Origin of the sequence: Rhizobium sp. RM (genome assembly GCF_013390595.1) — a bacterium.
Taxonomy (GTDB): domain Bacteria; phylum Pseudomonadota; class Alphaproteobacteria; order Rhizobiales; family Rhizobiaceae; genus Agrobacterium.
This window is the reverse complement of record NZ_JACAWV010000008.1, coordinates 164849-190414: the sequence shown is the minus strand read 5'-3', so window position 1 is coordinate 190414 and position 25566 is coordinate 164849. Positions and strand designations below refer to the sequence as shown.

At 56.8% G+C, this 25566-nt stretch carries 29 protein-coding genes, 1 tRNA gene and 1 pseudogene; 14 read left to right on the top strand and 17 right to left on the bottom strand.

Annotated elements, in window-relative coordinates:
• Positions 1–10 precede the first annotated feature (10 nt).
• The 5 genes from pheS to infC all read right to left on the bottom strand — a co-directional run bounded on the left by pheS (position 11) and on the right by infC (position 3402).
• The gene (gene pheS / locus HWX89_RS09805) at positions 11–1093 is read right to left on the bottom strand and encodes a phenylalanine--tRNA ligase subunit alpha (RefSeq protein ID WP_138794301.1); all 1083 of its coding nucleotides are present in this window, start codon (positions 1091–1093) and stop codon (positions 11–13) included.
• A complete protein-coding gene (locus HWX89_RS09800; protein WP_138794300.1) occupies positions 1086–1964 on the bottom strand; it encodes a phosphotransferase in 879 nt (292 codons plus the stop codon). Before HWX89_RS09800 ends, pheS begins: the two co-directional genes overlap by 8 nt.
• 90 nt (positions 1965–2054) lie before the next feature.
• On the bottom strand, positions 2055–2459 hold the full coding sequence (rplT, locus tag HWX89_RS09795) for a 50S ribosomal protein L20 (RefSeq protein WP_138794299.1): 405 nt from the start codon (positions 2457–2459) through the stop codon (positions 2055–2057).
• A 40-nt stretch (positions 2460–2499) separates the two neighbouring features.
• The gene (gene rpmI, locus HWX89_RS09790; protein ID WP_003493355.1) at positions 2500–2703 is read right to left on the bottom strand and encodes a 50S ribosomal protein L35; all 204 of its coding nucleotides are present in this window, start codon (positions 2701–2703) and stop codon (positions 2500–2502) included.
• Between the two features lie 162 nt (positions 2704–2865).
• Positions 2866–3402 (bottom strand): translation initiation factor IF-3, encoded by a 537-nt coding sequence (gene infC / locus HWX89_RS09785; RefSeq protein WP_138794298.1) that lies wholly within the window; start codon positions 3400–3402, stop codon positions 2866–2868.
• 188 nt (positions 3403–3590) lie between these two features.
• Between infC and HWX89_RS09780 the strand changes: the two genes are divergently transcribed.
• Both HWX89_RS09780 and HWX89_RS09775 read left to right on the top strand, forming a co-directional pair.
• Entirely contained in the window at positions 3591–4376 is a 786-nt protein-coding gene (locus HWX89_RS09780; protein WP_138794297.1) for an alpha/beta hydrolase, read from the top strand.
• 121 nt (positions 4377–4497) lie between these two features.
• Positions 4498–5112 (top strand): transglutaminase-like cysteine peptidase, encoded by a 615-nt coding sequence (locus HWX89_RS09775; RefSeq protein WP_138794296.1) that lies wholly within the window; start codon positions 4498–4500, stop codon positions 5110–5112.
• A gap of 71 nt (positions 5113–5183) precedes the next feature.
• Here the strand turns inward: HWX89_RS09775 and mbfA are convergent, their stop codons facing one another.
• Complete coding sequence (gene mbfA / locus HWX89_RS09770; protein WP_138794295.1) at positions 5184–6167, bottom strand: iron exporter MbfA; 984 nt, start codon at positions 6165–6167, stop codon at positions 5184–5186.
• 140 nt (positions 6168–6307) lie between these two features.
• On the opposite strand from mbfA, the gene HWX89_RS09765 reads away from it, so the two are divergent.
• Together HWX89_RS09765 and HWX89_RS09760 are read left to right on the top strand one after the other, a co-directional pair.
• Positions 6308–6781, top strand: coding sequence for a group III truncated hemoglobin (locus tag HWX89_RS09765; protein WP_138794294.1), 474 nt, complete (start codon positions 6308–6310; stop codon positions 6779–6781).
• Positions 6782–6954: 173 nt separating this feature from the next.
• Positions 6955–8058, top strand: coding sequence for a TRAP transporter substrate-binding protein (locus HWX89_RS09760; protein WP_138794293.1), 1104 nt, complete (start codon positions 6955–6957; stop codon positions 8056–8058).
• On the opposite strand, the pseudogene HWX89_RS09755 reads toward HWX89_RS09760, so the two are convergent.
• Positions 8022–9156, bottom strand: a pseudogene (locus HWX89_RS09755) (helix-turn-helix domain-containing protein). The gene HWX89_RS09760 and the pseudogene HWX89_RS09755 sit on opposite strands and share 37 nt — an antisense overlap.
• A 137-nt stretch (positions 9157–9293) precedes the next feature.
• Here HWX89_RS09755 and HWX89_RS09750 point away from each other — a divergent pair.
• Complete coding sequence (locus tag HWX89_RS09750; RefSeq protein WP_138794292.1) at positions 9294–10370, top strand: alpha/beta hydrolase family protein; 1077 nt, start codon at positions 9294–9296, stop codon at positions 10368–10370.
• Here HWX89_RS09750 and HWX89_RS09745 read toward each other — a convergent pair.
• From HWX89_RS09745 to HWX89_RS09735, 3 genes are read right to left on the bottom strand one after another with little or no spacing between them, the layout of a single operon-like run.
• Positions 10342–10890, bottom strand: a complete 549-nt coding sequence (locus HWX89_RS09745) for a GNAT family N-acetyltransferase (RefSeq protein WP_138794291.1) — start codon at positions 10888–10890, stop codon at positions 10342–10344. The two genes, HWX89_RS09750 and HWX89_RS09745, sit on opposite strands and share 29 nt — an antisense overlap.
• A 16-nt stretch (positions 10891–10906) precedes the next feature.
• On the bottom strand, positions 10907–11485 hold the full coding sequence (locus HWX89_RS09740) for a helix-turn-helix domain-containing protein (protein WP_178340691.1): 579 nt from the start codon (positions 11483–11485) through the stop codon (positions 10907–10909).
• A gap of 58 nt (positions 11486–11543) precedes the next feature.
• Entirely contained in the window at positions 11544–11945 is a 402-nt protein-coding gene (locus HWX89_RS09735; RefSeq protein WP_138794289.1) for a ketosteroid isomerase-related protein, read from the bottom strand.
• Between the two features lie 73 nt (positions 11946–12018).
• On the opposite strand from HWX89_RS09735, the gene HWX89_RS09730 reads away from it, so the two are divergent.
• The 3 genes from HWX89_RS09730 to lepA all read left to right on the top strand — a co-directional run bounded on the left by HWX89_RS09730 (position 12019) and on the right by lepA (position 15381).
• A complete protein-coding gene (locus HWX89_RS09730; RefSeq protein WP_178340690.1) occupies positions 12019–12615 on the top strand; it encodes a GNAT family N-acetyltransferase in 597 nt (198 codons plus the stop codon).
• Positions 12612–13481, top strand: a complete 870-nt coding sequence (locus HWX89_RS09725; RefSeq protein WP_138794287.1) for a carbon-nitrogen hydrolase family protein — start codon at positions 12612–12614, stop codon at positions 13479–13481. Before HWX89_RS09730 ends, HWX89_RS09725 begins: the two co-directional genes overlap by 4 nt.
• Positions 13482–13554: 73 nt before the next feature.
• Entirely contained in the window at positions 13555–15381 is a 1827-nt protein-coding gene (lepA, locus tag HWX89_RS09720) for a translation elongation factor 4 (RefSeq protein WP_138794286.1), read from the top strand.
• A gap of 74 nt (positions 15382–15455) precedes the next feature.
• On the opposite strand, the gene HWX89_RS09715 is transcribed toward lepA, so the two are convergent.
• Positions 15456–15863 (bottom strand): DUF2000 family protein, encoded by a 408-nt coding sequence (locus HWX89_RS09715; protein WP_138794285.1) that lies wholly within the window; start codon positions 15861–15863, stop codon positions 15456–15458.
• Between HWX89_RS09715 and HWX89_RS09710 the strand changes: the two genes are divergently transcribed.
• Positions 15862–16740 (top strand): AraC family transcriptional regulator, encoded by an 879-nt coding sequence (locus HWX89_RS09710; RefSeq protein ID WP_138794284.1) that lies wholly within the window; start codon positions 15862–15864, stop codon positions 16738–16740. The two genes, HWX89_RS09715 and HWX89_RS09710, sit on opposite strands and share 2 nt — an antisense overlap.
• Before the next feature lie 7 nt (positions 16741–16747).
• On the opposite strand, the gene HWX89_RS09705 is transcribed toward HWX89_RS09710, so the two are convergent.
• A complete protein-coding gene (locus HWX89_RS09705) occupies positions 16748–17638 on the bottom strand; it encodes an NAD(P)/FAD-dependent oxidoreductase (protein ID WP_138794283.1) in 891 nt (296 codons plus the stop codon).
• Between the two features lie 159 nt (positions 17639–17797).
• Between HWX89_RS09705 and HWX89_RS09700 the strand changes: the two genes are divergently transcribed.
• Positions 17798–18256: an Rrf2 family transcriptional regulator gene (locus tag HWX89_RS09700; RefSeq protein ID WP_138794282.1), complete on the top strand. Its 459-nt coding sequence runs from the start codon at positions 17798–17800 to the stop codon at positions 18254–18256.
• Positions 18257–18309: 53 nt separating this feature from the next.
• Here HWX89_RS09700 and HWX89_RS09695 read toward each other — a convergent pair whose 3' ends face one another.
• Both HWX89_RS09695 and HWX89_RS09690 read right to left on the bottom strand, forming a co-directional pair.
• A complete protein-coding gene (locus HWX89_RS09695; RefSeq protein WP_138794281.1) occupies positions 18310–18627 on the bottom strand; it encodes a hypothetical protein in 318 nt (105 codons plus the stop codon).
• Between the two features lie 101 nt (positions 18628–18728).
• Entirely contained in the window at positions 18729–20132 is a 1404-nt protein-coding gene (locus HWX89_RS09690) for an aminotransferase-like domain-containing protein (RefSeq protein ID WP_138794280.1), read from the bottom strand.
• Between the two features lie 106 nt (positions 20133–20238).
• Between HWX89_RS09690 and HWX89_RS09685 the strand changes: the two genes are divergently transcribed.
• Entirely contained in the window at positions 20239–21114 is an 876-nt protein-coding gene (locus HWX89_RS09685) for a DMT family transporter (RefSeq protein ID WP_138794279.1), read from the top strand.
• A 15-nt stretch (positions 21115–21129) separates the two neighbouring features.
• Here the strand turns inward: HWX89_RS09685 and HWX89_RS09680 are convergent, their stop codons facing one another.
• Positions 21130–22212, bottom strand: a complete 1083-nt coding sequence (locus HWX89_RS09680; protein ID WP_138794278.1) for a glycoside hydrolase family 25 protein — start codon at positions 22210–22212, stop codon at positions 21130–21132.
• 341 nt (positions 22213–22553) lie between these two features.
• On the opposite strand from HWX89_RS09680, the gene HWX89_RS09675 reads away from it, so the two are divergent.
• A complete protein-coding gene (locus tag HWX89_RS09675) occupies positions 22554–23513 on the top strand; it encodes a bile acid:sodium symporter family protein (protein WP_138794277.1) in 960 nt (319 codons plus the stop codon).
• Between the two features lie 63 nt (positions 23514–23576).
• On the opposite strand, the gene HWX89_RS09670 is transcribed toward HWX89_RS09675, so the two are convergent.
• On the bottom strand, positions 23577–24275 hold the full coding sequence (locus tag HWX89_RS09670) for a type 1 glutamine amidotransferase (RefSeq protein WP_138794276.1): 699 nt from the start codon (positions 24273–24275) through the stop codon (positions 23577–23579).
• Positions 24276–24399: 124 nt separating this feature from the next.
• The gene (locus HWX89_RS09665) at positions 24400–24849 is read right to left on the bottom strand and encodes a DoxX family protein (RefSeq protein WP_138794275.1); all 450 of its coding nucleotides are present in this window, start codon (positions 24847–24849) and stop codon (positions 24400–24402) included.
• 129 nt (positions 24850–24978) lie between these two features.
• Here HWX89_RS09665 and HWX89_RS09660 point away from each other — a divergent pair, with 129 nt between their 5' ends.
• Both HWX89_RS09660 and HWX89_RS09655 read left to right on the top strand, forming a co-directional pair.
• Complete coding sequence (locus HWX89_RS09660; protein ID WP_138794274.1) at positions 24979–25284, top strand: Rdx family protein; 306 nt, start codon at positions 24979–24981, stop codon at positions 25282–25284.
• 120 nt (positions 25285–25404) lie between these two features.
• A tRNA-Leu gene (locus HWX89_RS09655) sits at positions 25405–25491 on the top strand.
• Positions 25492–25566: the final 75 nt, after the last annotated feature.

Sequence of the window (25566 nt, the reverse complement as noted above, 5' to 3'; positions counted from 1 at the left end):
ACTTGACCGATTAAACGCTCAGACCGCCGAACAGCGTCGGCATATCGAGCGGGCGGAAGCCGTAGTGGTTCATCCAGCGAACATCGGCGTTGAAGAAATCGCGCAGGTCCGGCATGCCGTATTTCAGCATGGCGATGCGGTCGAGACCCATGCCCCAGGCAAAACCCTGGTACTCGTCCGGGTCCAAACCACCGGCGCGCAGAACATTTGGATGCACCATGCCGCAGCCAAGGATTTCCATCCAGTCGTTGCCTTCACCGAACTTGACGATAGGACCGGAGCGATCACACTGGATATCAACTTCGAAGGACGGTTCCGTGAAGGGGAAGAAGGACGGGCGGAAACGCATGACGACGCTGTCCACCTCAAAGAAGGTCTTGCAGAACTCTTCGAGAATCCAGCGAAGGTTGCCGACATGCGCCTTCTTGTCGATCACGAGGCCCTCAACCTGATGGAACATCGGCGAGTGGGTCGCGTCCGAATCCTGGCGATAGGTCTTGCCTGGAATGACGATGCGGATCGGCGGCTTCTGGCTTTCCATGGTGCGCACCTGAACCGGCGAGGTGTGTGTGCGCAGCACCTTGCGCTCACCCTTTCCATCCGGCTGGAAGAAGAAGGTGTCGTGCATTTCGCGGGCCGGATGTCCCTCAGGGAAGTTCAGTGCCGTGAAGTTGTAATAGTCCGTCTCGATATCCGGGCCTTCGGCAATGGAGAAACCCATATCGGCGAAAATGGCGGTGATTTCATCGACGATCTGGCTGATCGGATGAATGCGACCGCGTTCTGCAGGCGACTGGCGAACAGGAAGACTGACATCGACCGTTTCAGCCTCGAGACGCGCGGCAATGGCGGCATCCTTCAGGGCGCTCTTGCGTTCGCCGATCAGGTCGGTGATTTCGTTCTTGAGCTGGTTGATGGCAGCGCCGCGTGTCTGGCGCTCTTCCGGGGTCATCGAGCCAAGCGTCTTGAGAAGCTCCGAAACCGAGCCCTTCTTGCCCAGTGCGGATACGCGCACGGCCTCGATAGCCGCCTCATCTGCAGCAACGGCGATCTCCGACATCAATTGCGATTTCAAGGTATCAAGTTCAGTCATTTTTTCCTGCCTCGCCGAGAGCTTTCCCGGCGGCTTCGGGTTTCACAGCATTCATCAGATAGTCGGTCGCCATGATAAAGCGTCGCAGATCACTACCCATCCGTACGCGCCCAATCAACCGGGCAAGGGGTAAAAATCGCCCGAGAATGTCGACCAGACGGCGTAATTCCTCAACGGTGGCGGCGGGCGCGTTTCTGTACCAGCCGGCAAAGGCCGCATCACAGGTTGCCGAAGAATTGCAGGCGCGTGTAGCGACCTGCAAAAAGAGCAGCCAGACATCACGCGCCTGCGCCGTCTGAAGCGGCATGACATCCTGTGGACGCTCTTCGAAATCCATGAAACCGACACGGTCGTTTTCAAGGAAGAAGTCTCGAACATGGGGTCGACCGTGGCAGAGGTCGGCGGCATGCAGTTCCCCGAGTGCCGTGGCGGATTTGACCAGCAACGCGTCATGGTCCTGCGGAGCCCTGCCCTTCAGTCCATCCATCCGTTCAGCCAGCGTCTGGCCTACGTCACCAAGCACAACGGCGGTCTTGGAGGAATAAATGATCGGGGGGACCGGAAAACCCTTGGCCCTGAACACCTGCATCGTTTCGATCTCGCGGCGCATCAAACCCGCACCATCCAGAGGGGGCGACGGACGCATGAAGGTGTAAGGCAGCAGCTTGGCAAGAAAGCTCTGAAGCTTGATCCACGCGGACAGTTTTTCCGTGCCGTGGCGCTTGATCCAGACCGTGAGGCTGGGCAGTTGCAGCTTTTGAATACGCCCCTTGCTCTGCAAGAGGGCCTGCATCAGGGCCGCAATATCTGCGTCCCCCAGATGAACATGAAAACCTTCGGCCTTTTCCGTCTCGCTTGCGGCACCCAACATGTCTTCTGCCCCGCCCAACCCAAAAATAGAAAACCCGCGCCGGTGTACCGGCGCGGGTTTCAAATGAACAACAGATTGTCCGCGCCGTAATTACTTTACAGCGGATTCAAACTCGTTGGTCGTACCAGCATCCTTGAGGTACTCAAGAGCCTTCTTCGCTGCTTCAACGAGCGCGCCGAATGCTGCCGGCTCATGGATAGCCATGTCGGACAGAACCTTGCGGTCAACTTCGATGCCAGCCTTGTTCAGACCGTCGATGAAGCGGCCGTAGGTCAGGCCGAATTCGCGAACAGCAGCGTTGATACGCTGGATCCACAGAGCGCGGAAGTTGCGCTTGTTGACCTTACGGTCGCGATAAGCGTACTGCTTGGAACGATCCACAGCAGCCTTTGCTGCGCGGATGGTGTTCTTGCGGCGGCCGTAGAAGCCCTTGGCTGCCTTGAGTGTCTTGGTGTGCTTGGCGCGGGAAGTTACGCCACGTTTTACGCGTGCCATGTCATGATCTCCTTAAAGTGTCCAAAAATGCGGAAAAGTCTTAGAGACCGTTCGGCAGGTAGTTCTTGACGACCTTTTTGCCGTCAGCTTCGGCGAGAACCATGGTTCCACGCGCGTCGCGAATGAACTTGTTGGTACGCTTGATCATGCCGTGGCGCTTGCCGGCAGCAGCTGCAACAACCTTGCCGGTTGCAGTGATCTTGAACCGCTTCTTGGCAGCGGACTTCGTCTTCATCTTGGGCATTTTGCTACTCCATTTTTTGTATGAACCAGGCAGACGAGGCCAGGTTTCAAGCATTAAGAACGGCCTCGGCATGCCCTGCCGGACCGTTCGGAACGCGCGCTTATAACCGCAGTTATGGAAAAGCGCAACGGGGAATAAAAACTTCCCCGCAAGGATGCCGTATTACTTCGGCGCAAGCACCATCATCATCTGACGGCCTTCCAGCTTCGGCTCGGCTTCCACCTTGGCGATGACCTGGGTATCTTCCTTGACCTGCAGGAGAAGCTTCATGCCGAGTTCCTGGTGAGCCATTTCGCGGCCACGGAACTTCAGCGTTACCTTCACCTTGTCGCCGTCTTCAAAGAAACGACTCATCGCCTTCATCTTCACCTCATAGTCATGGGTGTCGATGTTGGGGCGCATCTTGATTTCCTTGACCTCAACGATCTTCTGTTTCTTGCGCGCTTCAGCGGCCTTTTTCTGGGTCGCGTACTTCAGTTTACCGAGATCGAGGATCTTGCACACCGGCGGTTCAGCGTTCGGCGAAATCTCAACGAGATCGAGACCGGCCTCCTCCGCCAGTTTCAATGCCTGATCCGTCGGCATCGCGCCGAGGTTCTGGCCCTCTTCATCAATAAGCTGAACTCTGGGAACCCGAATTTCCCGGTTGGAGCGCGGGCCCTCCTTGACGGGGGCATCGGCTTTGAAAGGTCTGCGAATGGTCGTATTCTCCTGATCTGTTTCTGGATCACGTCAGCAAAAAACAGCTTGTTCAGTTGCAAGCGGCGGAAATGTCGTTATTGCCGCGGCGAAGTCAATAGCATATCTGCCCGAAAAGATCACCTGTTGTCACGGTTTTTGCAAATCTGCCGCCGTTGTTGCACCAAAATCAGGAGAATTACATTTCCATGGCCGAACACACTGCCGAATTCGTCACTATTGGTACCGGCGACGATGCTCGTGATATCGCGTTTATCTATAGTCCCGCGACATCGAACCCGCAAGCACCGACACTTGTCTGGCTCGGCGGCTATCGTTCCGACATGTCGGGAACCAAGGCGGTCGAACTGGATCGCTTTGCGGCAGAAAACGGCATTGCCTGCCTTCGCCTGGATTATTCCGGCCACGGTGCATCCGGCGGCGACTTCAATAAGGGCACAATTTCCCGCTGGCTTGGAGAAGCGCTCGACGTCGTTCGTCATGTCGCACCCGAGCGTGTTGTGGTGATCGGTTCGTCGATGGGCGGCTGGATTGCACTTCGCATGGTCGAGGAACTGCGCAAAGCTGGCGGCTCTCCCACTGTTGCAGGCATGGTTCTGATTGCACCTGCGCCCGATTTCACCGCCGAGTTGATCGAACCCGGCCTTTCGGATGCGGAAAAGGCCTCGCTTGAGGAGAAGGGCTATTTCGAGGAACATTCCGAATATAGCCCCGAGCCGAATATCTTCACTCGCGCACTGATTGAAGACGGTCGAGACAATCGGGTGCTCAAGGGTATCATCACCACGGGCTGCGCGGTGCACATTCTGCAAGGCATGCAGGACCCCGACGTCCCCTATCAGCATGCCCTGAAATTGCTTGAACACCTGCCGGCTGACGACGTTGTCCTGACATTGATCCGCGATGGCGACCATAGACTGTCACGTCCACAGGATATCGACAGGATGCTGGCCGCCGTCAAAAGCCTTGTATGATAGGCATTTCAGCAACGATCTTAACCATAATTCACGAGTCCCGTTGTTGAATGATTGCTAATGATTGACTCCCGCCCCTGAAGCCTCTTAACTTTTCGTTAAGAATTTAGGGACGGGTTTCATGATGAACGCACGACTGGCGCGTGCGCTGCTGTTTGCAGTTGCCGCCGGGTTTATGACTGCTGCCTCCGCATCTGCGGAGAACAAGGGAAGCCCTTCCATGGTGACGGGTGGCATTACTTCCCAGCCAATCGGCCATTACGAATTCTGTCAGAAATACGCCGACGAATGCAATATTCGCAGCAAGGTCACACCGCCGCCGCGCGTGACGGAATATGGCTGGGGCGTTGTTCGTGAAATCAACACCTCCGTTAACGCCACAATCGTGGCCATGACCGACCAGGAAATCTACGGCAAGGACGAAGTCTGGGAATACCCCACCACAGCAGGCGATTGCGAAGATTTCGTGCTTTTGAAACGCAAAAAGCTGATCGAAAAAGGGTTTGCCGTTTCGGACCTGTTGATCACCGTCGTCCGCAAGCCGGACGGAGAAGGTCACGCCGTTCTTACCCTTCGCACGACGGATGGAGACTTCATTCTCGACAACCTTTCGGATGATGTGAAGCTCTGGACGGATACCAACTATACCTATCTGAAGCGTCAGGCGTCGTTCAACACGGGCCGCTGGATCTCCATCGAGGACGGTCGCGACGTTCTGGTCGGCGCGCTGCGCTGATCACCACAACCACTGATGAAAAAGCCCGCAGCATTGCGGGCTTTTTTGTTTGTTGCTGTACGGTTTGCCAATCAACCGTTGCCGATGATGATGCCTGCGGCCAGCACAAGCGAGCCGCCCAGCACGACCTGGAAGACGGCACGCAGGAACGGCGTTTCCATGAAACGGTTCTGGATGAAGGCAATCGCCCACAATTCAACGAAAACGACGATGGCCGCGATGGCTGTCGCCGTCCAGAAATGCGGAATGAGGTAAGGCAAGGCATGGCCGAGGCCACCGACCGCCGTCATGATGCCGGATGCCAGTCCGCGCTTGAACGGAGAACCACGGCCCGACAGCTTGCCATCATCATGCGCAGCTTCTGTGAAGCCCATGGAAATGCCGGCACCCACAGAGGCTGACAGGCCGATCAGAAACGTCTGCCAGGTATCCTGCGTCGCAAAGGCTGCCGCAAAGATCGGAGCGAGCGTGGAGACGGAACCATCCATCAATCCGGCCAGGCCAGGCTGAACATAGGTCAGCAGGAACTGACGTTTGGCGGTCTGTTCTTCTTCCGAACGCTCATCATCGCCAAGATGCCGGTCTTCGAGCATACGCGCTATGTCTTCATGACCACGCTCCGCTTCCGCCAGATCGCCGAGCAACTTGCGCGTTCCAGCATCAGTCGTGCGCTTCAAAGCCTCGTCGTAAAAGCGGATTGCCTGCGCCTCCATCAATTCGGCCTGAGCACGGACCTTCTCAAGAGACAGGTTCTTCACCAGCCAATCCGGTGCTCTTTCGTAAAAACCCCGGACATGCTCACGCCGGATCAGCGGGATCGTTTCTCCAAACCGCTCACGGTGCATATCGATCAGAACATTGCGATGCCGCTGTTCGACATCGGCCATATCGTCGAACACTTTGGCCGACTGCGGATATTGTCCGCGCAGATGGTCGGCATACGACCGATAAATTCGGGAATCGTCCTCCTCGGAGGATATCGCAAGCGCCAGGATTTCCTGTTCGCTCAATGATGAGAACGGGCGTTTGGAAAGTGAAAACAGACTGCGAAACATGAGAATGGCCTTTTTAGAATAATTCTAAATACAACTCTCTATACACCAGATCAAGAATTTTTAGAATAATTCTAATATGGCGAAAGGTCGCATTGTGAATGGCTCAAATCCACCCTAAATTCCACTGAAAGGAGAAAGCGATGCAGGAACGGTTCGACGCGAAAGCGGCACACAATGCGGAGATCCAGCACCGGGCAGAAGAGGCCATGGCTAAAATCGGCGTCGATGCCCAGTTTATCGACCTTCTGGTGGAAACCTTTTACGCGCGCGTTTTGCAGCATCCTACACTCGGTCCGGTTTTCAACACCCGCCTCGACGGACGCTGGCCGGAGCACATGGGAAAGATGAAACGCTTCTGGTCCGCGGTTGCCTTCAAGAACGGCGGTTATGGCGGCAAGCCGGTTCAGGCCCATGTTGGCGTGGAAAACATGACGGCAGAGCTATTCCCGCAATGGCTCGATCTGTTCTCCGCAACTCTGACCGATATCGCCCCCAGTCGCGAGGCCCATGCGTGGTTTATGGAAACCGCTCAACGGATTGCCAGAAGTCTCACGCTTTCGCTGTTTTATAATCCGGCGCTGGACGATCCCGCCCTGAAAAAAGCACGTTCCTGACGATAATAGACGCCTGGCGATAGTATCGTCGCAACAATCTTCACGCGTGAAGCAAGCCGGGCGCAATTTTCAGAAATATCCTCTTGATGGCATCAAGGATAAATGATTAGTAGCCCTTGGGAGGCGTACCGTGCGGTTCGCCTGTAATTGACAGACGTACAAGGCTTATCGACATGGATCGCAGATCATTTATCCGCAAGGCAGGCGCAGTTGGCGCTGGTGTCACCGCAACTGCTCTCGCCGCTCCGGCTATTGCGCAGGAAAACCCCAAGATCACCTGGCGCATGACGTCCTCTTTCACCAAGGGGCTCGACATTCTTTTCGGCGCTGGCCAGACCGTCGCTGACCACGTCAAGGAAGCTTCCGGTGGCAACTTCGTCATTCAGCACTTTGCCGGCGGTGAAATCGTACCCGCGCTTCAGGCAGCCGATGCCGTAACGGCCGGAACCGTCGAAATGGCGCACACCTGCGCCTACTATTACGTCGGCAAGGACCCGACCTTTGCTCTCGGAACGTCCGTTCCTTTCGGTCTGAACGCGCGCCAGACCAACGCCTGGTTCAACCAGGCAGGTGGCAACGAACTGCTCAACGAGTTCCTCGCTCAGCACAACATCTACTCCATTCTGCTCGGCAACACCGGAGCGCAGATGGGTGGCTGGTTCCGCAAGGAAATCAATACTATCGACGACCTCAAGGGCCTGAAGATGCGTATCGCCGGCCTGACCGGCCAGGTCATGCAGAAGGTCGGTGTCACCCCGCAGCAGATCGCCGGCGGTGACGTTTATGCGGCGCTCGAAAAAGGCACGATCGATGCCACCGAATTCGTCGGCCCCTATGACGATCAGAAGCTCGGCTTCTACAAGGTGGCGAAGTATTACTACTACCCGGCATGGTGGGAAGGTGGCCCGGCTGTCCACGCCTTCGTGAACCTGCAGAAGTTCAACGAACTGCCGGAAAACTACAAGCGTATCCTCAAGGACGCCTGCGCAGCGGGCAGCGCTTCCATGCTGGAGCGCTATGACGCGCACAACCCGAAGGCATTGAAGGAACTGGTCGCGCAGGGCGCCATCCTGCGTCCGTTCAGCCAGGAAATCCTCGACGTTTGCCACAAGGCTGCACAGGAAACCTACGCCGAAATCTCTGCCAAGAACGAAAGCTTCAAGAAAATCTATGAAAGCCAGCAGGCTTTCAAGAAGGACGCTTACCTCTGGGCGCAGATCGCTGAATACACTTACGACACCTACATGATGATCCAGCAGCGCAACGGCACGCTGTAATCACGCATCTTCTGCCTGATCAAACGGTCATCCGGCTGGCTCCGGATGACCGTTTTTGTTGGGCGATACGAGTTTCCACAGTTCGCGCTCGCGCCAGGCAACCGGGCTCATGCCGGTTATCCGGCGAAATTCGCGGTTGAAGTTGGATTTCGTCTGAAACCCCGAAGACAACATGATCGCCGTGACCGATTGATCGGTTTCTTCGAGCTGACGGCAGGCTTCCCGGATACGAAGCTGATTGACATATTGCGATACGTTGATGCCAAGGGAACGGTTGATGGCGCCGGAAATCTGTCTGGCAGACAGGCCCAACCGGCGGGACAGTCGCGACAGGTTGAGATTTTCATCGCGATAAAATTTTTGCCCCTGCATGAGATTGTCGAGCTTCTCGAGAACCTCCCTGTCCTCTTCTGATGGAGTGGAATGGATCGGCGCTTCGAGCGTCGGCTCAGAGGCAAGCTGAGGCGCTTTGCTTTGTCCTGCGACAAGGGCCATCAGACCGATCAGCAACAAACCGAGAAGATTGGCATTGCTGACCAGCGCGGCCGCATTTTCCCCACGCGTCCATTCGAAATCAAGGAAGACCAGAAGATCGAAGGTCGCGGACAGGCACAGGGCGACGGCCGCAATCACCAGAGCCCTATGCGCCGAAGTGGCACTTGCAAACTGTGCCTCATCCAATCCATCCGGACCCTGTCGCGCCAGAAGCAGCAAGGCCACCGCGTAACCAACAAAGATCACAATCAGCGCGAAGTCGATCATGACAGGAAAAACGAAAAGCAGCGCGATCACGACCAAAGGCGACAACAGGAGGCCGCCCCACAGGATGTTCCGACTGGTGCCGCTCAGACCGATCAGCCCGTGAAAAGCAGAATAGGTCAAAGGTGGCAGGCAGGCCGCCAGAACCGGCAGAATGTAACGAACCTGCTCAACGCCGTATCCCCAACGCAATCCGACCAGAACTGACTGCAGAGCACAAAACGCAATCAAGGCGAGGAACGCCCTGTTGGCTTTCAGTTCGCTCCTGCTTCGCAGGAAGGAAATGAAAATCAGGACAAGAAGGAGCGCAACAACGAAGGGTAAAGGAATGAAAAGCACAGCAACATCCGCAAACGACCATAACATCCTTCTTGAACCAGATCGCGTTTGAGGACGACCTTGAACACGATCGAGGACGCATTTATCCGCGCAAAAGAGAAAACGGGAGCATTACTTTGTCAAACAGAGAGGCTCTCATGACACCGAAAAACATTCTTGCGGCCGTTTTCGCCGGTTCTCTTTTTTGCGGTCCGGCTTTTGCCGCCGATGCGGTTGGGCTGAAAACCATATCCGTGCCGTCGAAAGCGCGGGCAACGGATCTGGCAGTCACCGTCTGGTACCCAACGACAGGCAAGAACGGCACGCAGACGATGTCCGGCGACAATCGCATTTTTGAAGGCGCATCGGTTCTGGAAGGTGCCGAAATCAAAATAGGACAGTTCCCTCTGGTATTGATCTCTCACGGCTCCGGCTCGCGTGCGGAGGGCATGGCATGGATTGCAGCCAGACTTGCAAGCGAAGGCTTCATCGTGGCGGGCACGAACCATCCCGGCACCACCAGCGGCGATTCCACCCCGGCCGAAACCCCAAGAATCTGGGAACGGACTGATGATCTTTCGACACTCGTAACAGCACTGACATCCAGCAAGGATTGGACCGGTACCATCGATGCCGACAAGGTCGGCGTCCTCGGCTTTTCGCTCGGCGGCAGCGCAGCAATGGAAATCGCCGGCGCGCGCGCCGATCTCCAATCCTACATCAACTATTGCGACACCTTTGCCACCTCCATGGATTGCCAATGGTTTGCGGGCGGGCGTGGCTACAAGAATGAAGAGCAGATCGATGTCCCTAAGCTCGATCTCGGCAGCATCGATAAAACCCGTTTCGAACAGCAGAACCGCGACCCTCGCATTCGTTCGGCCGTGCTTGTCGATCCTGGTCTGGCACTGGCGTTCCAACCGGAAAGCCTTGAAAAGATCGACATTCCGCTGACCTTCATCAATCTCGGCAGCAAGGGGAAGATTCCACCTGCCGTGCTTGCCGATGAGCTCGCAGCCAGGGTGCCCGGCTCCGTCTATGAACAGGTCGACGAGGCCGATCATTTCAGCTTCCTGCCCGTGTGCAAGCCGGGCGCGGCAGCGTTCCTGAAATCTGTCGGTGAACGCGACCCTATCTGCGAACCGGCCGGCTCGCGTGATCGCAAGGATCTTCACGCAGAGCTGGAAACAATGATCGTGGCAGCATTCAACCGGACACTGAAGCCGGGTCAGTGATTGAACCGATCCGCTTGTAAAAAAGGGTTGTGCCGCAGTAGCTGCCGTCTGGAAACAGCGCGTAATCGGGAATAACCCCAACGCGCTCCCAGCCGAAGCGAGGATAAATCGCTTCGGCATCGCTGCCGGTGGCGGTATCGAGAACAAGAAGGCTGCGACCAAGATCGGCTGCCTCTTTTTCCACGGCCTCCATGAGCTGGCGCGACAGGCCAAGCCCACGCGCAGAGCGATGTACGAGCAATTTCATCAGATCGCCGCGATGGGGCTGGTTCGGCTTCGATGCGAGCCCGATCTGGACCGTTCCAACCACCTTGCCTTCGACTTCCGCCACCACATGAATCGTGTCGCCATTGGCGACGGCATCCGCCACAGAACGCCAGAAGGGTTCCGCATCCACCGGTGCAAATGGCAGCATGAAGCCGACGGATGCCCCGCCATTCACACAGTCCGAAAGAACTTCACACAGATCGGGCAACGCGGCGATCGTTTCCCGCGCGTTCAAAACACGAATGCTGACCATAAAAACTCCCAAAAAATCAGCGGGATTTGCGATCCAGCACCACTGCATAACGTGCGGCGATGCTGGATGAATTATGAAATATGTGTCCCTCGCCAACAGGCATGAAAAGGCAGTCACCGGGCTCCAGGCGGTGGGTCTCTCCGCCCGTCGTCATCTCCAACGTGCCCTCGAACACCCAGACATATTGCGTCATGCCGCGGCTTGCCGCGTGCGGCGGAAAGCTGACACGCGCACCGGCCGGAAACTCGACCTCGACAATGTCGACGTCCGAGCCGACGCGCGGCGGCGAAATCGCGCGGCGGACATACCCCGTTTCAGGGTCTTTCCAGAGCGGCTGTTCACACCGTCGCACCAGAGGGGACACCACGTCTTCGTCTTCAGCGAAAAAGCCGGAAAGGGACAGTCCAAGCGCCGAACAGATGCGGGCAAGGAGTGAGGCGGTCGGGCTCGCCTCACCGCGTTCTATACGCGAAATCATCGCGCGGCTGACGCCGGATGCAGAAGCAAGCTGGTCCAGCGTCAGGCTGTTCCGCGAGCGCAGCAATTTGATGCGCTCACCGATAGACCGTTCAAGGATGTCGTCTTCGTTTTCCATTATGTGAGAATTGCACTCTCACATAATGGAGTCAACATCCATCATAATAGAAAATGGCTCAGGCCCCGACCTGAGCAATCCAGTCATTCAGGTTGTAGTAGTTGGTGACACGGGCCACTTTTCCATCCTTCAGTTCGAAGAAGGCTCCGGCTGGCAGGACGTATTTTTGGCCGTTGGCTTCCGGCAAGCCTTCATCCGTTACAAGGTATTCGCCGTTCACAACGAATTCGGCCGACGCGCGCTTGCCGTCCTCTGCAGCCATGATGACCATGTCTGTGAGGGTTTCCTTGTAGCAACGGTTCATGTGATCCATGAAGGAGGCAAAGGCTGCCTTGCCCGCCTGTCGCTCACCCTGATTGATATCATGCACGACATCGTCAGTGAGCAGCGCCAGAAACGCCTCCATGTCCTGACGGTTGAAGGCATCGTAGTAGGCGCGAATGGTCTCACTAGCGGTCATCATCTTCTCCGTTCAATGCTTGCGCAGGTTTTCCATGACGGTATAACCACCGGAAACGAAAGTGAAAATGCCCATGACCGTCGAAATCAAGTCTCTTTCCGGCATTGATGCCGTTCCCTATTTTGATGACCTTGCGCATCTGCGCATTACAGTGTTCCGCGCCTTCCCCTATCTTTACGACGGGACGCTGGAACACGAACGCGAATATCTGGCGACCTACGCGCAGGCCGACGGTGCCGTTTTCGTGCTGGCACTGGACGGCGACAAGGTGGTGGGCATGTCCACAGGCATGCCCATGGCTGTCGAAACCGAAGAGGTCAAGGCTCCCTTCATTGCCGCCGGATACGATCCCGAGCGCATTTTCTATTTTGGCGAAAGCGTGCTTCTGGACACGTATCGTGGCCAGGGTGCCGGCGTGCGTTTCTTCGAAGAGCGGGAAGGCCACGCAAAACGGCTTGGTGGTATCGAATGGTGCACGTTCTGTGCTGTCGAGCGCCCGGACAACCATCCACGCCGGCCTGCAGATTATGTGCCGCTCAACGCTTTCTGGGAAAAGCGCGGTTATCGCCATCACCCCGAACTGCACACCACATTTACCTGGCAGGACCTGGACGAGACGAGCAAAAGTTCAAAACCGCTGTCCTTCTGGATGAAGAGAATTGCTCCATGACCAGACTTGCCGCCAGCCAGTATGCCATTGAACTGATTGAGACATGGGACGCCTATGCCGCGCATCTTTCGGCAATTGTGCGGGAGGCCAAGGACAAGGGAGCTGAACTTCTGCTTCTGCCGGAATATTCCGCGATGACGCTGACCGGACAGTTGCCGCCTGAGGCACGCTCGGATCTGCACCGCTCCATCGAGGAGATACAGCCGCTGATCCCTTCATGGGTCGAGCTTTGCGAGGAACTGGCCCGGCAACATCAGATTCTCTTTCAACCGGGCAGCGCTCCGATCAAGGACAACGATGGAAAATTCCGCAACCGCGCCTGGCTGTTCGGACCAGATGGCCTGATCGGATATCAGGACAAGCAGATCATGACGCGCTTCGAGCGCGAGCAATGGAACATCCATGCTGGTACCGATGGGCTCAAGGCTTTTGACACGGCGCTCGGTAAGCTTGGCATCCTGATCTGCTACGACAACGAGTTCCCGATGCTAGGCCGCAAGCTGGCCGAACTCGGTGTGGAACTTGTGCTGGCGCCGAGTTGCACCGATACGCTGGCGGGGGCTTACCGGGTGCGTATTGGCGCTCAAGCGCGGGCGCTGGAAAACCAGTATGCCGTACTCTCCTCCCCTACAGCAGGAGAAGCACCCTGGTCGCCGGCCGTCGATGAAAATCGCGGTCGTGCGGCGCTTTATGTGCCCTCGGATTACGGTATGCCGCCGTCAGGCATCGTGGCGGAAAGCGAGAGCGATACGGTGATGGAAAGTTCATTGCTCGTGGTCGATATCGACCTTGCCACAGTGGCAAAACTCCGAACCGAGGGGCAGGTCGCCACCCGCCGCGACTGGCCAGAGCAATTCCAGGGATGAAAAGCCCATTTTAAAAGGCTTTTAACCAAATTCCCGCTTTGCGGCATCACAAGCCCCTGCTATAGCGCGGAACATGAGCACAAATTCGACCCGCACGCCCCTGGACCATATCCGCAACTTCTCGATCGTTGCCCACATCGATCACGGCAAATCGACGCTGGCCGACCGGTTGATCCAGTCGACGGGCGGCCTTGCCGAACGTGATATGTCGGAACAGGTTCTCGACTCGATGGATATCGAGCGCGAGCGCGGCATTACCATCAAGGCCCAGACCGTGCGCCTGCACTACAAGGCGAACGACGGCGAAACCTATGTGCTGAACCTCATTGACACCCCCGGTCACGTCGACTTCGCCTATGAAGTCTCGCGCTCGCTGTCGGCCTGTGAAGGTTCGCTGCTCGTCGTCGACGCCAGCCAGGGTGTGGAAGCGCAGACCCTGGCCAACGTATATCAGGCCATCGACAACAATCATGAGCTGGTGACAGTCCTCAACAAGATCGACCTGCCTGCGGCCGAACCGGACCGCATCAAGGAGCAGATCGAGGAAGTCATCGGCATCGACGCCTCCGATGCGGTGCTCATCTCCGCCAAGACCGGTCTTGGCATTCCCGATGTCCTGGAAGCCATCGTCCAGAAATTGCCTGCGCCGAAAAGCGCGGAAGGCGAAAAAGGCCCGCTCAAGGCGCTGCTGGTAGATAGCTGGTACGACACCTATCTCGGCGTTATGGTTCTGGTGCGCGTCATCGACGGCGTACTGGCCAAGGGCCAGCAGATTCGCATGATGGGTACGGGCGCAAAATACAGCGTCGAGCGCGTTGGCGTGCTGACACCGAAGATGGTGAATGTCGATTCACTCGGCCCTGGCGAGATTGGCTTCATCACCGCATCGATCAAGGAGGTCGCCGATACGCGCGTTGGTGACACCATCACCGACGACCGTCGCCCGACGGAAAAGGCTCTGCCAGGCTTCAAGCCCGCACAGCCGGTTGTTTTCTGCGGCCTGTTCCCGGTTGACGCTGCGGATTTCGAAGATCTGCGTTCGGCCGTGGGCAAGCTGCGTCTCAACGATGCGTCGTTCTCGTTCGAAATGGAAAGCTCGGCAGCCCTCGGCTTCGGTTTCCGCTGCGGTTTCCTGGGGCTTCTGCATCTGGAAATCATTCAGGAACGTCTCGAGCGCGAGTTCAACCTCGATCTCGTCGCAACAGCACCGTCGGTCGTCTACCAGATGAGCCTGACGGACGGCAGCGAGAAGGAACTTCACAACCCGGCGGATATGCCGGATGTAGTGAAGATCGATGAAATCCGCGAGCCGTGGATCAAGGCGACCATCCTGACACCAGATGACTATCTCGGTGGCATTCTGAAGCTGTGTCAGGACCGTCGTGGCATTCAGACGGAGCTGACCTATGTCGGCACCCGTGCGATGCTGACCTATGAACTGCCGCTCAACGAAGTGGTGTTCGACTTCTACGACCGCCTGAAATCCATCTCGAAGGGTTATGCCTCCTTCGATTACAACATCATGGATTACCGTCCGGGCGATCTCGTCAAGATGTCGATCCTCGTCAACGGCGATCCGGTCGATGCCCTTTCCATGCTCGTTCACCGCTCGGCTGCCGACCGTCGCGGACGCGGCATGTGCGAGAAGCTGAAAGAGCTGATCCCGCCGCACATGTTCCAGATCCCGATCCAGGCCGCCATCGGCGGTAAGGTAATTGCGCGTGAAACCGTTCGCGCGCTGCGCAAGGACGTGACGGCCAAGTGCTACGGCGGCGACGCCACCCGCAAGCGCAAACTTCTGGACAAGCAGAAGGAAGGCAAGAAGCGCATGCGCCAGTTCGGCAAGGTCGAAATTCCGCAGGAAGCCTTTATCGCCGCACTGAAGATGAACGACGAATAAGAGCGGAAGCTCTCATCGGAACGTCATTCGGGGAGGCTTGTAGCCTCCCCTTATCGTTTCCGCTGGGTTCGGTCTCACGCGTGCAACTTTGCACCCTTCGTAATCTTGTCGACGATCTTTTTATCCGCACGTACCGCTAAGCCAACCACCTTGGCGGTATCCGGAGAGAACTCCGAAAATACTTGCCGATTGGCTGCGTCGTGGCCGGTGGAAAACATTTCCTCGATATAGAGCGAGGTCGTGACCTCACGCTCAAGCGAACGGCCGTGGATTTTTCGCAGCGTTTCCTGATCCGCTGCGGTGACCACGACAGGCTGTACGGACAAGGGATTATAGACGTTGCCCGCGCCATCGCGATATGGTTCACCGATGACCTCGGGCGTCTGGGCGACAATTCCAGACATCAGAAATGCGGTAACATTCAGTTTTTGCCACGCGGCAAGGTCATCTCGAAGGACAATGGCGATCTTGGTGTCAAACATGCGAATTCAATCCGGTTGCGGTTATCAAAGAGAACCGATCCTAGAACCGCAAGACGATGCCGATCTTGAACGTTCGTGCAGTTTCGAGGGCATTGTTCGTGCGCCGACCAGCGAAGGGATCGAGCGCATCGATGCCCGGTTCCATGGCAACGCATACTCTCCGCATCGTCACGACACCTACGCGCTGGGTGTGACGATTTCCGGTATTCAAACCTTTTCCTATCGTGGGGCGTCGCGCTTCAGTGCACCCGGCAACATCATTGTCCTGCATCCGGACGAGATTCATGATGGCGCTGCCGGCACAGAGGAAGGTCTGCACTACCGGATGCTGTATCTGCCGCCGGAATGGATGATCGCGGCTTGTGACGACTATCGCGCCCTTCCCTTTGCAAGAAGCCCGGTCATCGAGGATGAGGATTTCCGTCACTGCCTTGTCGACGCACTGGGCAATCTCGATCTCGAACCGACTGACCTGCAGCTTAGCGATTGGCAGTCTCGCCTCGCAGACCACCTCTGGAAACACGCTGACGCAAAGGTCAAAAGAAGCAAACGGGTTGATCATGCAGCGATGTTGCGCTGCCGCGATTATCTCTTCGAAAACAGCCATCGTATCGTCAGTTCCGAAGACCTTGAGACAATCAGCGGTCTGGATCGCTTCACGCTGTCGCGCCAGTTCCGGGCGCTGTTTTCGACAAGCCCGCACCGCTATCTCATCATGCGGCGACTGGAGAAGAGCAAAACGATCATGGCGACGGGGGCTGGCCTGGCGGAAACGGCATTTTCATGCGGTTTCGCAGACCAGGCCCATTTCACCCGTCACTTCAAAAGCGCTTTTGGCATCACGCCGGGTCGCTGGCTGAGCCTTACCTCACACTGAACCGTCGTCACACATTCGGGAACATCAGGGAACGGTGGGTGGATGCACCGGCCATTGCGCCATCGCCAACGGAAAGCGCAACAGAACTCGCCGCGCGGGCAATGTCTCCGCAGGCAAAGATGCCCGGCGCTGTGGTCTGCTTCATGGCATCCGTTGCAATCGATGCGCCCATGGGTCCATCCTCAAGGGCACAACCGAGTTTGGCGATCCAACGCGCGCTAATACGCATGATCGGCTGTGTGAAAAGCCCGTCCATGACGATGCGCCGGCCGTCTGCAAGCAGGATATCCGCAGCACCTGCAATTTCGGCAATCCTGGTTTCGTCCAGCGCGGTTCCCCTGCTGGCAAGATGAGCCCGCTGGTCCATGTCGGGCGTGAAAACACCATTGGTAAACAGCGTCGTCTCCCCCCAGTCCGGCAACATCAACGCGTGGTGCATGGCAAGCGAAGACGCCGCAATCACACCGATCCGACCCCTGTCGAGTTCATAACCATGGCAGTAAGGGCAATGAAAAATTGTCTGGCCCCAACGTTCCTTCAAGCCCGGAATTTCTGGCAGCTCATCCGTAACACCCATTGAGAGGATGAGACGGGATGCAGTCTCGCGGCGTTCGCCATCAATCTCCACCCTGAAGTCATCGAACGAACCGTCTGCATCCGTCACCCGACCGCTTGCCCATTGTATTGTCGGGTATGTCTCGATCTGACGCCTTGCTTCGGCAATGATCTCTCCTGGCGTCTTGCCATCCTGCCCGAGAAATCCGTGCGAGTGGCTAGCAAAGCGATTTCGCCTTTCGCCCGCATCCACCACGAGAATGTTTCGTCGGGCGCGGCCAAGCTGCAAGGCGGCCGACAACCCGGCATAGCTGCCGCCAATGATGATGGCATCGAATTTCATGGGTAACACCTGTTGTTTGTTGATCTTCAACGAGCAGGAAGACAAGTCCCGCTTTCGTAACTTATATTGTTACTTGAAATTCCGTGTCAACAATCATGCAACTTATATTGTTACGTCACCAATCGGTTGGTAGGGTCCAACAAAACAACGGATGCGACCATGAGACACGACACGCGCCTTTCACGGGTGCTGCATATTCTGATCCATATGGAGAAACATGAGCGACCTGCGACATCGGAGGCGATTGCCACAATGTTGCAGACCAACCCTGTCGTCATACGCAGAACGATGGCGGGATTGCGCGATGAGGGTTACGTCACATCTGAAAAAGGCCACGGTGGAGGTTGGGTTCTCGCCCGCCCGCTGGCCGAAATCACGTTGCTCGATATCTACCGCGCACTTGGAAAACCGGAGCTTTTTTCAATTGGCCTTGCTGGCGACAATCCCAACTGCGTTATCGAGCAGGCTGTCAATGAGGCGCTATCAGACGCCATGAGCGAAGCCCAATCAATCCTCTTGACGCGTTTCGAACGCATTACGCTTGCTGAACTGGCAAAACAATCGATCAGCCATTGGGCGATGCTGTCACACAATCCTGCAGCCATGGATACGTTATAAAAAACAACCGCCCGCCCATAGGGCGAGCGGCTGCTCTCATGACGTCCCGCCTGTTAAGGCTGGGTCTGTGTGCCACCCGTGCCTGGCGTCGTCGGCGCAGCATTGTTTGCCGGCGGCGTGGCAGGCGTTGTCGGGGTCATCGGAGCCGGCGCAGGTGCCTGATCGCTGACGGCTGGCGGTGTTGTCGAAGATGTGGTCGATGGGTCAGTCGTCGGGCCGCTCATCTGCGACCAGGCGAAAATACCCACAAGCACAACAACGATAACAGCCAACCACGGCGTCCAAGACGAACGGGCGCGTGGTTCATTGGTAATATTCACTTCCGGGCGAAGATCACGCTCCGGACGTGGGTTGCCGGGATCAAAAGTCATGGCATTTCCTCCTCTTCACTCTGAGAAGGAAACGGCGTTCACAAGATTTTGTTCCATTTCGTTTCCCTGCACTCGCAAGAGGTAGAAAAATCGGCAGTCCGTTAACCCTGTAATGCCTGCTGAAGCACCGGCATGGTCTTCGGATCGGACATCTGCGCCACGTTGAAACGCATAAAACCGGCAGCGTTTTCAGACGAGCTGAAGACATTGCCGGGTGCCAGCACCACCTGTTGAGTCAAAGCCCGTTTTGCCAGCTCTGCAGCATCGATGCCGTCCGGCAGCCGACACCACAAGAACATTCCCGCATTTGGTTCGATCCAGGGCGTGCAGCCCAATGCTTTGAGACTGGTTGTCACTTCGGCCATCGTTACGGCGAGACGTTGCCGAAGCGCTTCCACATGCTTGCGATAACTACCATCCTTCAAAAGCGAGAGAACCAGCGCCTCGGAAAAATGCCCGCCGCCAAACGACGTGGCGATCTTGAGATCGATCAATGGCTCCACCCATACTTCTGGAGCGGCGATAAACCCGCATCGAACCGAGGCAGACAGTGTTTTCGAGAAACTGCCGATCTGGACAACACGGTTCAGCCCATCAAACGCAGCAAGGCGAGGTGACGGCTGTGTTTCAAAATCCGCGAAAATATCGTCTTCGATAATCGTCAACCCGGCTCTCTCTGCCAACAGGAGAACCCGGTGCGCCGTAACCGGTGAAAGCGAGGCGCCGGTTGGATTATGAACTGCAGAATTGGTTATGTAGAGGCGTGGCTGATGTTCCAGCAGGGCCTGTTCGAACAACACGAGATCCGGTCCCGAAGGGGTGTAGGGGACCGAAACGGTTTTAACACGGTGCGCTTTCAGCAAAGCATGAAAATTGAAATAGCAAGGGTCATCAACAATGACCGTATCACCGGGCTGAAGCAAAAAGCGGCAGAGAAGATCGATCGCCTGTGTTCCGGACTCCGTCAGAATGATATGGTGCGCACCGGCCTGAACGCCATGATTTTCAAGCCTGCGCGACAGAAGCTGGCGCAAGGGCGCCAGCCCCATAGGGCTGGCATAGTCCGTCAACATTGCGGCATCGGCGCGCGCAATTCCCCTGGCGGCTCGCCTCAACGCGGCCTGCGGTAACCAGGACGGTGGCAGCCAGCCGCAACCGGGCTTGGCAAAACCGGGAGTATCATCAAGCGCCTGCCTGGAGACCCAAAGAGGGTCGACGGCCCTGTCCGGACGCGGCTCAATCGCGGCAAGAGAAAGGGGTGCGAGCGCACCTGCCACATAAAATCCGGAGCCAGGTCGCGAGCGAAGGGTGCCATCGGCAACCAGACGATCATATGCCTCGATAACGGTGGAGGTTGAAACCTGCATGGATTTTGCCAGAGCCCTGACGGACGGCAGTTTGGCGCCGGGTACAAGATTTCTCGCCGCAATGCGCTGCCGGATATTGGCCATGACCGCATCGATCAGCGTACCTGAATTAGCCGCTTTGCCTGCATTCTGTTCCATCTGTATTGCCCCAATAACCATAACAGTTTCATCAAACTGTATACGACCGTCACTGTATCTTCCGCTCATTCCAGAGCAAGGAAAAACGACGGACAGGAGACGACAGATGAACAGAGTAACGAGCGGTTGGCTAAGCGGTTTTATCGGTGTGGTTATTTTCAGCGGCTCACTGCCGGCGACCCGATTGGCCATCATGGATTTCGATCCGGTGTTTCTGACGGTCGTCCGCGCCAGCATTGCCGGCATTCTGGCGCTCATGCTTCTTTTATTGTTTCGGGAAAAGCGCCCGTCGCGCAGCAATATGCTCTCGCTTGCAGTCGTGTCCCTTGGCGTCGTGGTTGGATTTCCGCTGCTTACGGCTCTTGCATTGCGTCACGTCACGGCGGCGCATTCCATCGTATTCGTCGGACTTCTACCGCTGGCAACGGCTATCTTTGCGGTTCTGCGCGGCGGCGAACGCCCGCGCCCGGCATTCTGGCTGTTTTCCTGCGTGGGGAGCGCGCTGGTGGCAGGATTTTCGCTGTCGAACTCCCTGGCAATCGGGTCCGATTCATCGCTCTATGGCGACCTGCTGATGCTGGCGGCAATTCTTGTCTGCGGGCTTGGTTACGCGGAGGGTGCCGCCCTCTCCCGCACGCTTGGCGGCTGGCAGGTCATTTCCTGGGCGCTGGTGCTGTCGCTACCCGTCATGGCCACCCTGTCGATCCTGACCATGCCTCAGTCGCTCACCGGCATCGGAGCGCAAGCCTGGGGCGGGCTGGCTTATGTCTCGCTCTTCAGCATGCTGATCGGCTTCATATTCTGGTATCGCGGGCTGGCGCTTGGCGGCATTGCCGCCGTGGGACAGTTGCAACTGCTGCAGCCCTTTTTCGGCCTGATCCTGGCCGCAACGCTGCTCGGGGAAAGCGTGAGCAGTGCCATGATTGCCGTTACGCTTGCCGTCGTGTGCTGCGTTGCTGGTGCCAGAAAATTTTCCCGTTGAGCGGCGGGTCGGTCCTCAGCCTGCGCTGCGAACCCAGCGATGCCACGCCTCCTCGCTGCCGTTGAAGACGTTGAGGTCGATCTTGCCTTCAACGCCGTGCGACAGACCGGAACCGGAATATTGCCAGAACAGCCACTTGCGATCCGGATAGACCTTGGATGGGTGCTGGGCAACCGCGCGCAGCCAGAAGGGATAATTCAGGAATTCACCGGAGAGGTGATCCTTATAGAAATCCGGGGCCGTATAGATGATCGGGCGCTGGCCGTAATGGCGCTCGAGCATGTCCATGAAGACCTGCATCTTTTCCAGCACCTTGGCGCGCGGCAGACGCATCTTGCAGGCAGATTCACCATTATATTCGACGTCGATGACCGGCGGCAGCGCATCAGGATCACGTGGCACATTGCGAATGAACCATTCGGCCTGATGGCTTGCTGGACGGCACCAGTAGAAGAAGTGATAGGCGCCACGGCGAACACCGGCAGCTTTCGCACGCGCCCAGTTCGTCCTGAACATTGGATCGAGGTGATCGCCGCCATCCGTTGCCTTGATGAAGGCGAAGTTCGCGCCACGCGTTCTCAAACGCTCCCAGTCAATCTCACCCTGCCAGCGCGACACATCAACGCCATGAACCTGATAATGACGCGGCTGCACCTTGCCGAAGTTGATCGGCTTGGCATCACTGAAGCCAGAGCGGAAAATGCGCGATCGGATCTGTGCGCCGGCTCCTGCCGCCGGGGCGACGGCCATGGCCATCTGCACCGGACGCTCGGCCGGGCGCATCATTTCGGCGTGCGGCGCGACTGGAAGACGAATTTCAGGGGCGGCCTGCGGCAATGTTGCCTGCGGGGTTATCGCCGAGAATGCCTTGGGCGCATCCGGCACCGGCCCTCCCCAGGCCAGAACTTCCTGGCGCGGTTGCGCTCTGATCGGGTCCGAGCCGACATTGGCCTGCGGCACCGGCGATGACGGCGTAACCGAACTTGTTGTTTCTTTCGAAGGAAGCCCCGCCATCAGGCTTTCCGGTCCGGAACTGGACGTGCAGCCGCCAAGCACAAGGCAGCCGAAGAAAAGTACTGACACAGCCGATGGACGCATAGGAACCCGTACGCAAAACAATCAGGACACGCTTTCACGCCCCCCGGAGACCTCGAAAATACAATTGCTAACGGAAGATTATCAAAAAAGACTGAATCTTATCTTTACGCGGCGCCGGCCAAAGCCCCCCTTAATTCTGGTAGTGGCCGCGCCTATCCCTCGCCAGCGGAACGGTTTGGCCCTGCATTCGCCTTGACAGACCGGGGACGAAGGATAAACCGCCAAACCATGCTGGAGAGTATTGAAACAGTCTAACGGGCAACCGCCCGACGTTTTTATTTCCGGGCGCGATATCCGAAACCTCTCCGCCGTTCGATATGCGTCTGGACAGGGAGGCACAATTGAAGGCAATCGCAACCTTTTCAAATTTCGTTGGCAAGACATTTGCCATATGGGTCATTTTGTTCGCCGCACTCGGTTACGTGTTCCCGGACACGTTTAAGCAGATCGCGCCGTGGATCGTGACGCTTCTTGCCATCATCATGTTCGGCATGGGACTGACGATATCGGTCGACGATTTCCGCGAGGTGGTGAAGCGGCCATTTGATGTCGGCATCGGCGTTCTGTCGCAGTTCCTCATCATGCCGCTGCTGGCTGTCGCGCTGACGAAGATCATTCCGATGTCTCCGGAAGTTGCTGCCGGTGTCATTCTGGTCGGCTGCTGCCCGGGCGGTACGTCGTCCAACGTCATGACCTACCTCAGCAAGGGCGATGTCGCACTTTCCGTCGCCTGCACCAGCGTGACGACGCTGGCCGCACCGGTCGTTACGCCGTTCCTTGTCTGGCTTTTCGCCAGCCAGTATCTGCCTGTTGATGCCGCAGCAATGTTCGTCAGCATCGTCAAGGTCGTGCTTGTACCGCTAGCGCTGGGTTTCGCCCTGCAAAAGCTTGCGCCCGGCATTGTCCGCAACGCCGTACCCGCTCTTCCGCTGGTCAGCGTTATCGGTATCGTCCTGATCGTTGCTGCCGTCGTTGGCGCGAGCAAAGGTGCTATTGCTCAGTCGGGACTGCTGATCTTCGTTATTGTGGTGCTGCATAATGGCCTGGGTTACATGCTCGGCTTCTTCGCAGCCAAGGCATTTGGCCTGTCGCTTGCAAAACGCAAGGCTATCGCCATTGAAGTAGGCATGCAGAACAGCGGCCTCGGCGCTGCATTGGCAAACACCTATTTCTCCCCTGTCGCGGCTGTACCAAGCGCCATTTTCAGCGTCTGGCACAACATTTCCGGTGCCTTGCTTGCGAACTTCTTCTCGGGACGAACAGAAGAGGTTTCCGTCGGCTCCCCCAAAAACGCCAACTAACTTCGGAAAAACAAAAAACCGCACGATCCTGTCGTGCGGTTTTTTAATAGCCAGCGGCCTGGTTCAGACAAGCTGAACCCAGGCACGAGCAATCGCAAGCCCGGCCGCATCGGCGGCCTGGCCGCTCTCCTTGCGATGATCTTGATAGTCGCCCAGCCAGCCCGGCGACATTTTTTCGATCGAGCCGGAAAATCCGGTGCACCATTCGTCCACCACACCCGTTGCCGCCTCGAAATGGAACTGTGTGCCATAGGCAGCCCGACCGATGCGAAACGCCTGGTTCTTCGTGGCAGGGTTGCTCGCCAGAAGAACTGCGCCTTCCGGCAGGGTGTAGGTGTCACGGTGCCATTGAAAAATCGGGAAGGACGTATCCACAGCGGCCATCAGCGGATCGGAGCGCCCCTCGTCCGTCAAGGCAATCTCTTCCCAACCGAACTCAAGCGTGCCGTTGAGGATGTTTGTCCCGCTGTAAGCACGCGCCAATAGCTGGCTTCCCAGGCACACGCCTATAACGGCCTTGTCGGCGTCTCCAAAGGTTTTCATCAACTGCGCCAGATCGGCGAGGTAAGGATGGCTTTCATCGTCGAGAGCGCTTTGTTCGCCACCGAGGACAACAAGCGCATCGTGGCTGCTGGCATCGACAGGAAGCTGCTCTCCGGCGTAGGCGCGGATGATATCCAACTCCGCATCTGCCTCGCTCAGGGCTACGCCAATTTGACCGTGCGGCGTTCCCGCCATGTTTTCGATGATCGCAACGCGCATAGTGTCTCTTCAAGAAAATAAAAAAGCTGGCTTCGATCGGGATTGCCCGTCGAAGCCAGCCTCATCATAACAAAGCTGCATTTTCAAGAGCTGGTCTACGCCATCTCCATCAATCTGAAAGCTTCTAGAATTCCTTGCGCATTTTTGCGTCAAGCGAATGCCGGTTTCCGCCACGTACGGCAAAGAAAAGGAAGATGGCGGCCCAGAGGATCGACTTCTCCGCACCACCCAGCCCCTCGGCCTTAACGATGCCGTGGAAGTAGACCGTCACCAGCAACACAATCATCGCGGCAAAGGATGCCGGACGCGTGAACAATCCGATTGCCACAAGAATGCCGCCGAAGAATTCCGTTGCGGCCAAGAGCGGTGACCAGAACACGCCGGGGTAGAATCCGAGGCTTTCCACCATGCCGACAGCACCGAAGGGGTTCATGATCTTGCCGAAGCCATGGGTGACGAGCAAAACCCCGGCTGCAACGCGCAGGATCGTTTCCACGACATCGTGGGTGGAATTATAAAGCGGCGCTACTGCGGGAACGAACAGACGTTCCTTGCTGCTGTCGAACTGGGCCATGTCATCTCCGTGTTTAAGCCTTCGATATCTCCCTGTTTGCAAAAAAGATGTTTCGGGAGAAAGATCACGGCAGTAAAAACATGAGTGTAACAGTTAATATTTTCGTGATTCCACGTGAGGGAGTTTGACATGAGTGAAATCAAGCCGCGCATCGCAATTGCCTATTGTACCCAATGCAACTGGCTTTTGCGCGCGGGATGGATGGCCCAGGAAATTCTTCAGACATTTTCCGCCGAGGTGGGGGAAGTGAGCCTCATTCCGTCGACCGGGGGGCGATTCGAAATCACCGTTGATGGAAACTTGATCTGGGAACGTAAGCGCGACGGCGGTTTTCCGGGCCCAAAAGAGCTGAAACAGCGAATCCGGGATGTCATCGATCCGGAAAGAGACCTCGGTCATGTGGACCGAAGCAGGCACGAGGGACTCGACACCTGATCCGGGAATCATCTTTCAACAACCAAAAGAAAGTTTTTTCCCTTTAAAATCAATGATCGTCATAAAAGTTCAAAAAGTCTGTTGACACCGAGCGGCTGCCCTCGTACATCGCTCTCCGTCGCCCAGATGGCGGAATTGGTAGACGCGCCAGCTTCAGGTGCTGGTACTCGCAAGGGTGTGGAGGTTCGAGTCCTCTTCTGGGCACCATTCCATTTTTGATCTTAGCCAGATCAACTACTTAGCTTTCCAAAGCAGCCGAAAAAACCTGAAGGACACCTCACA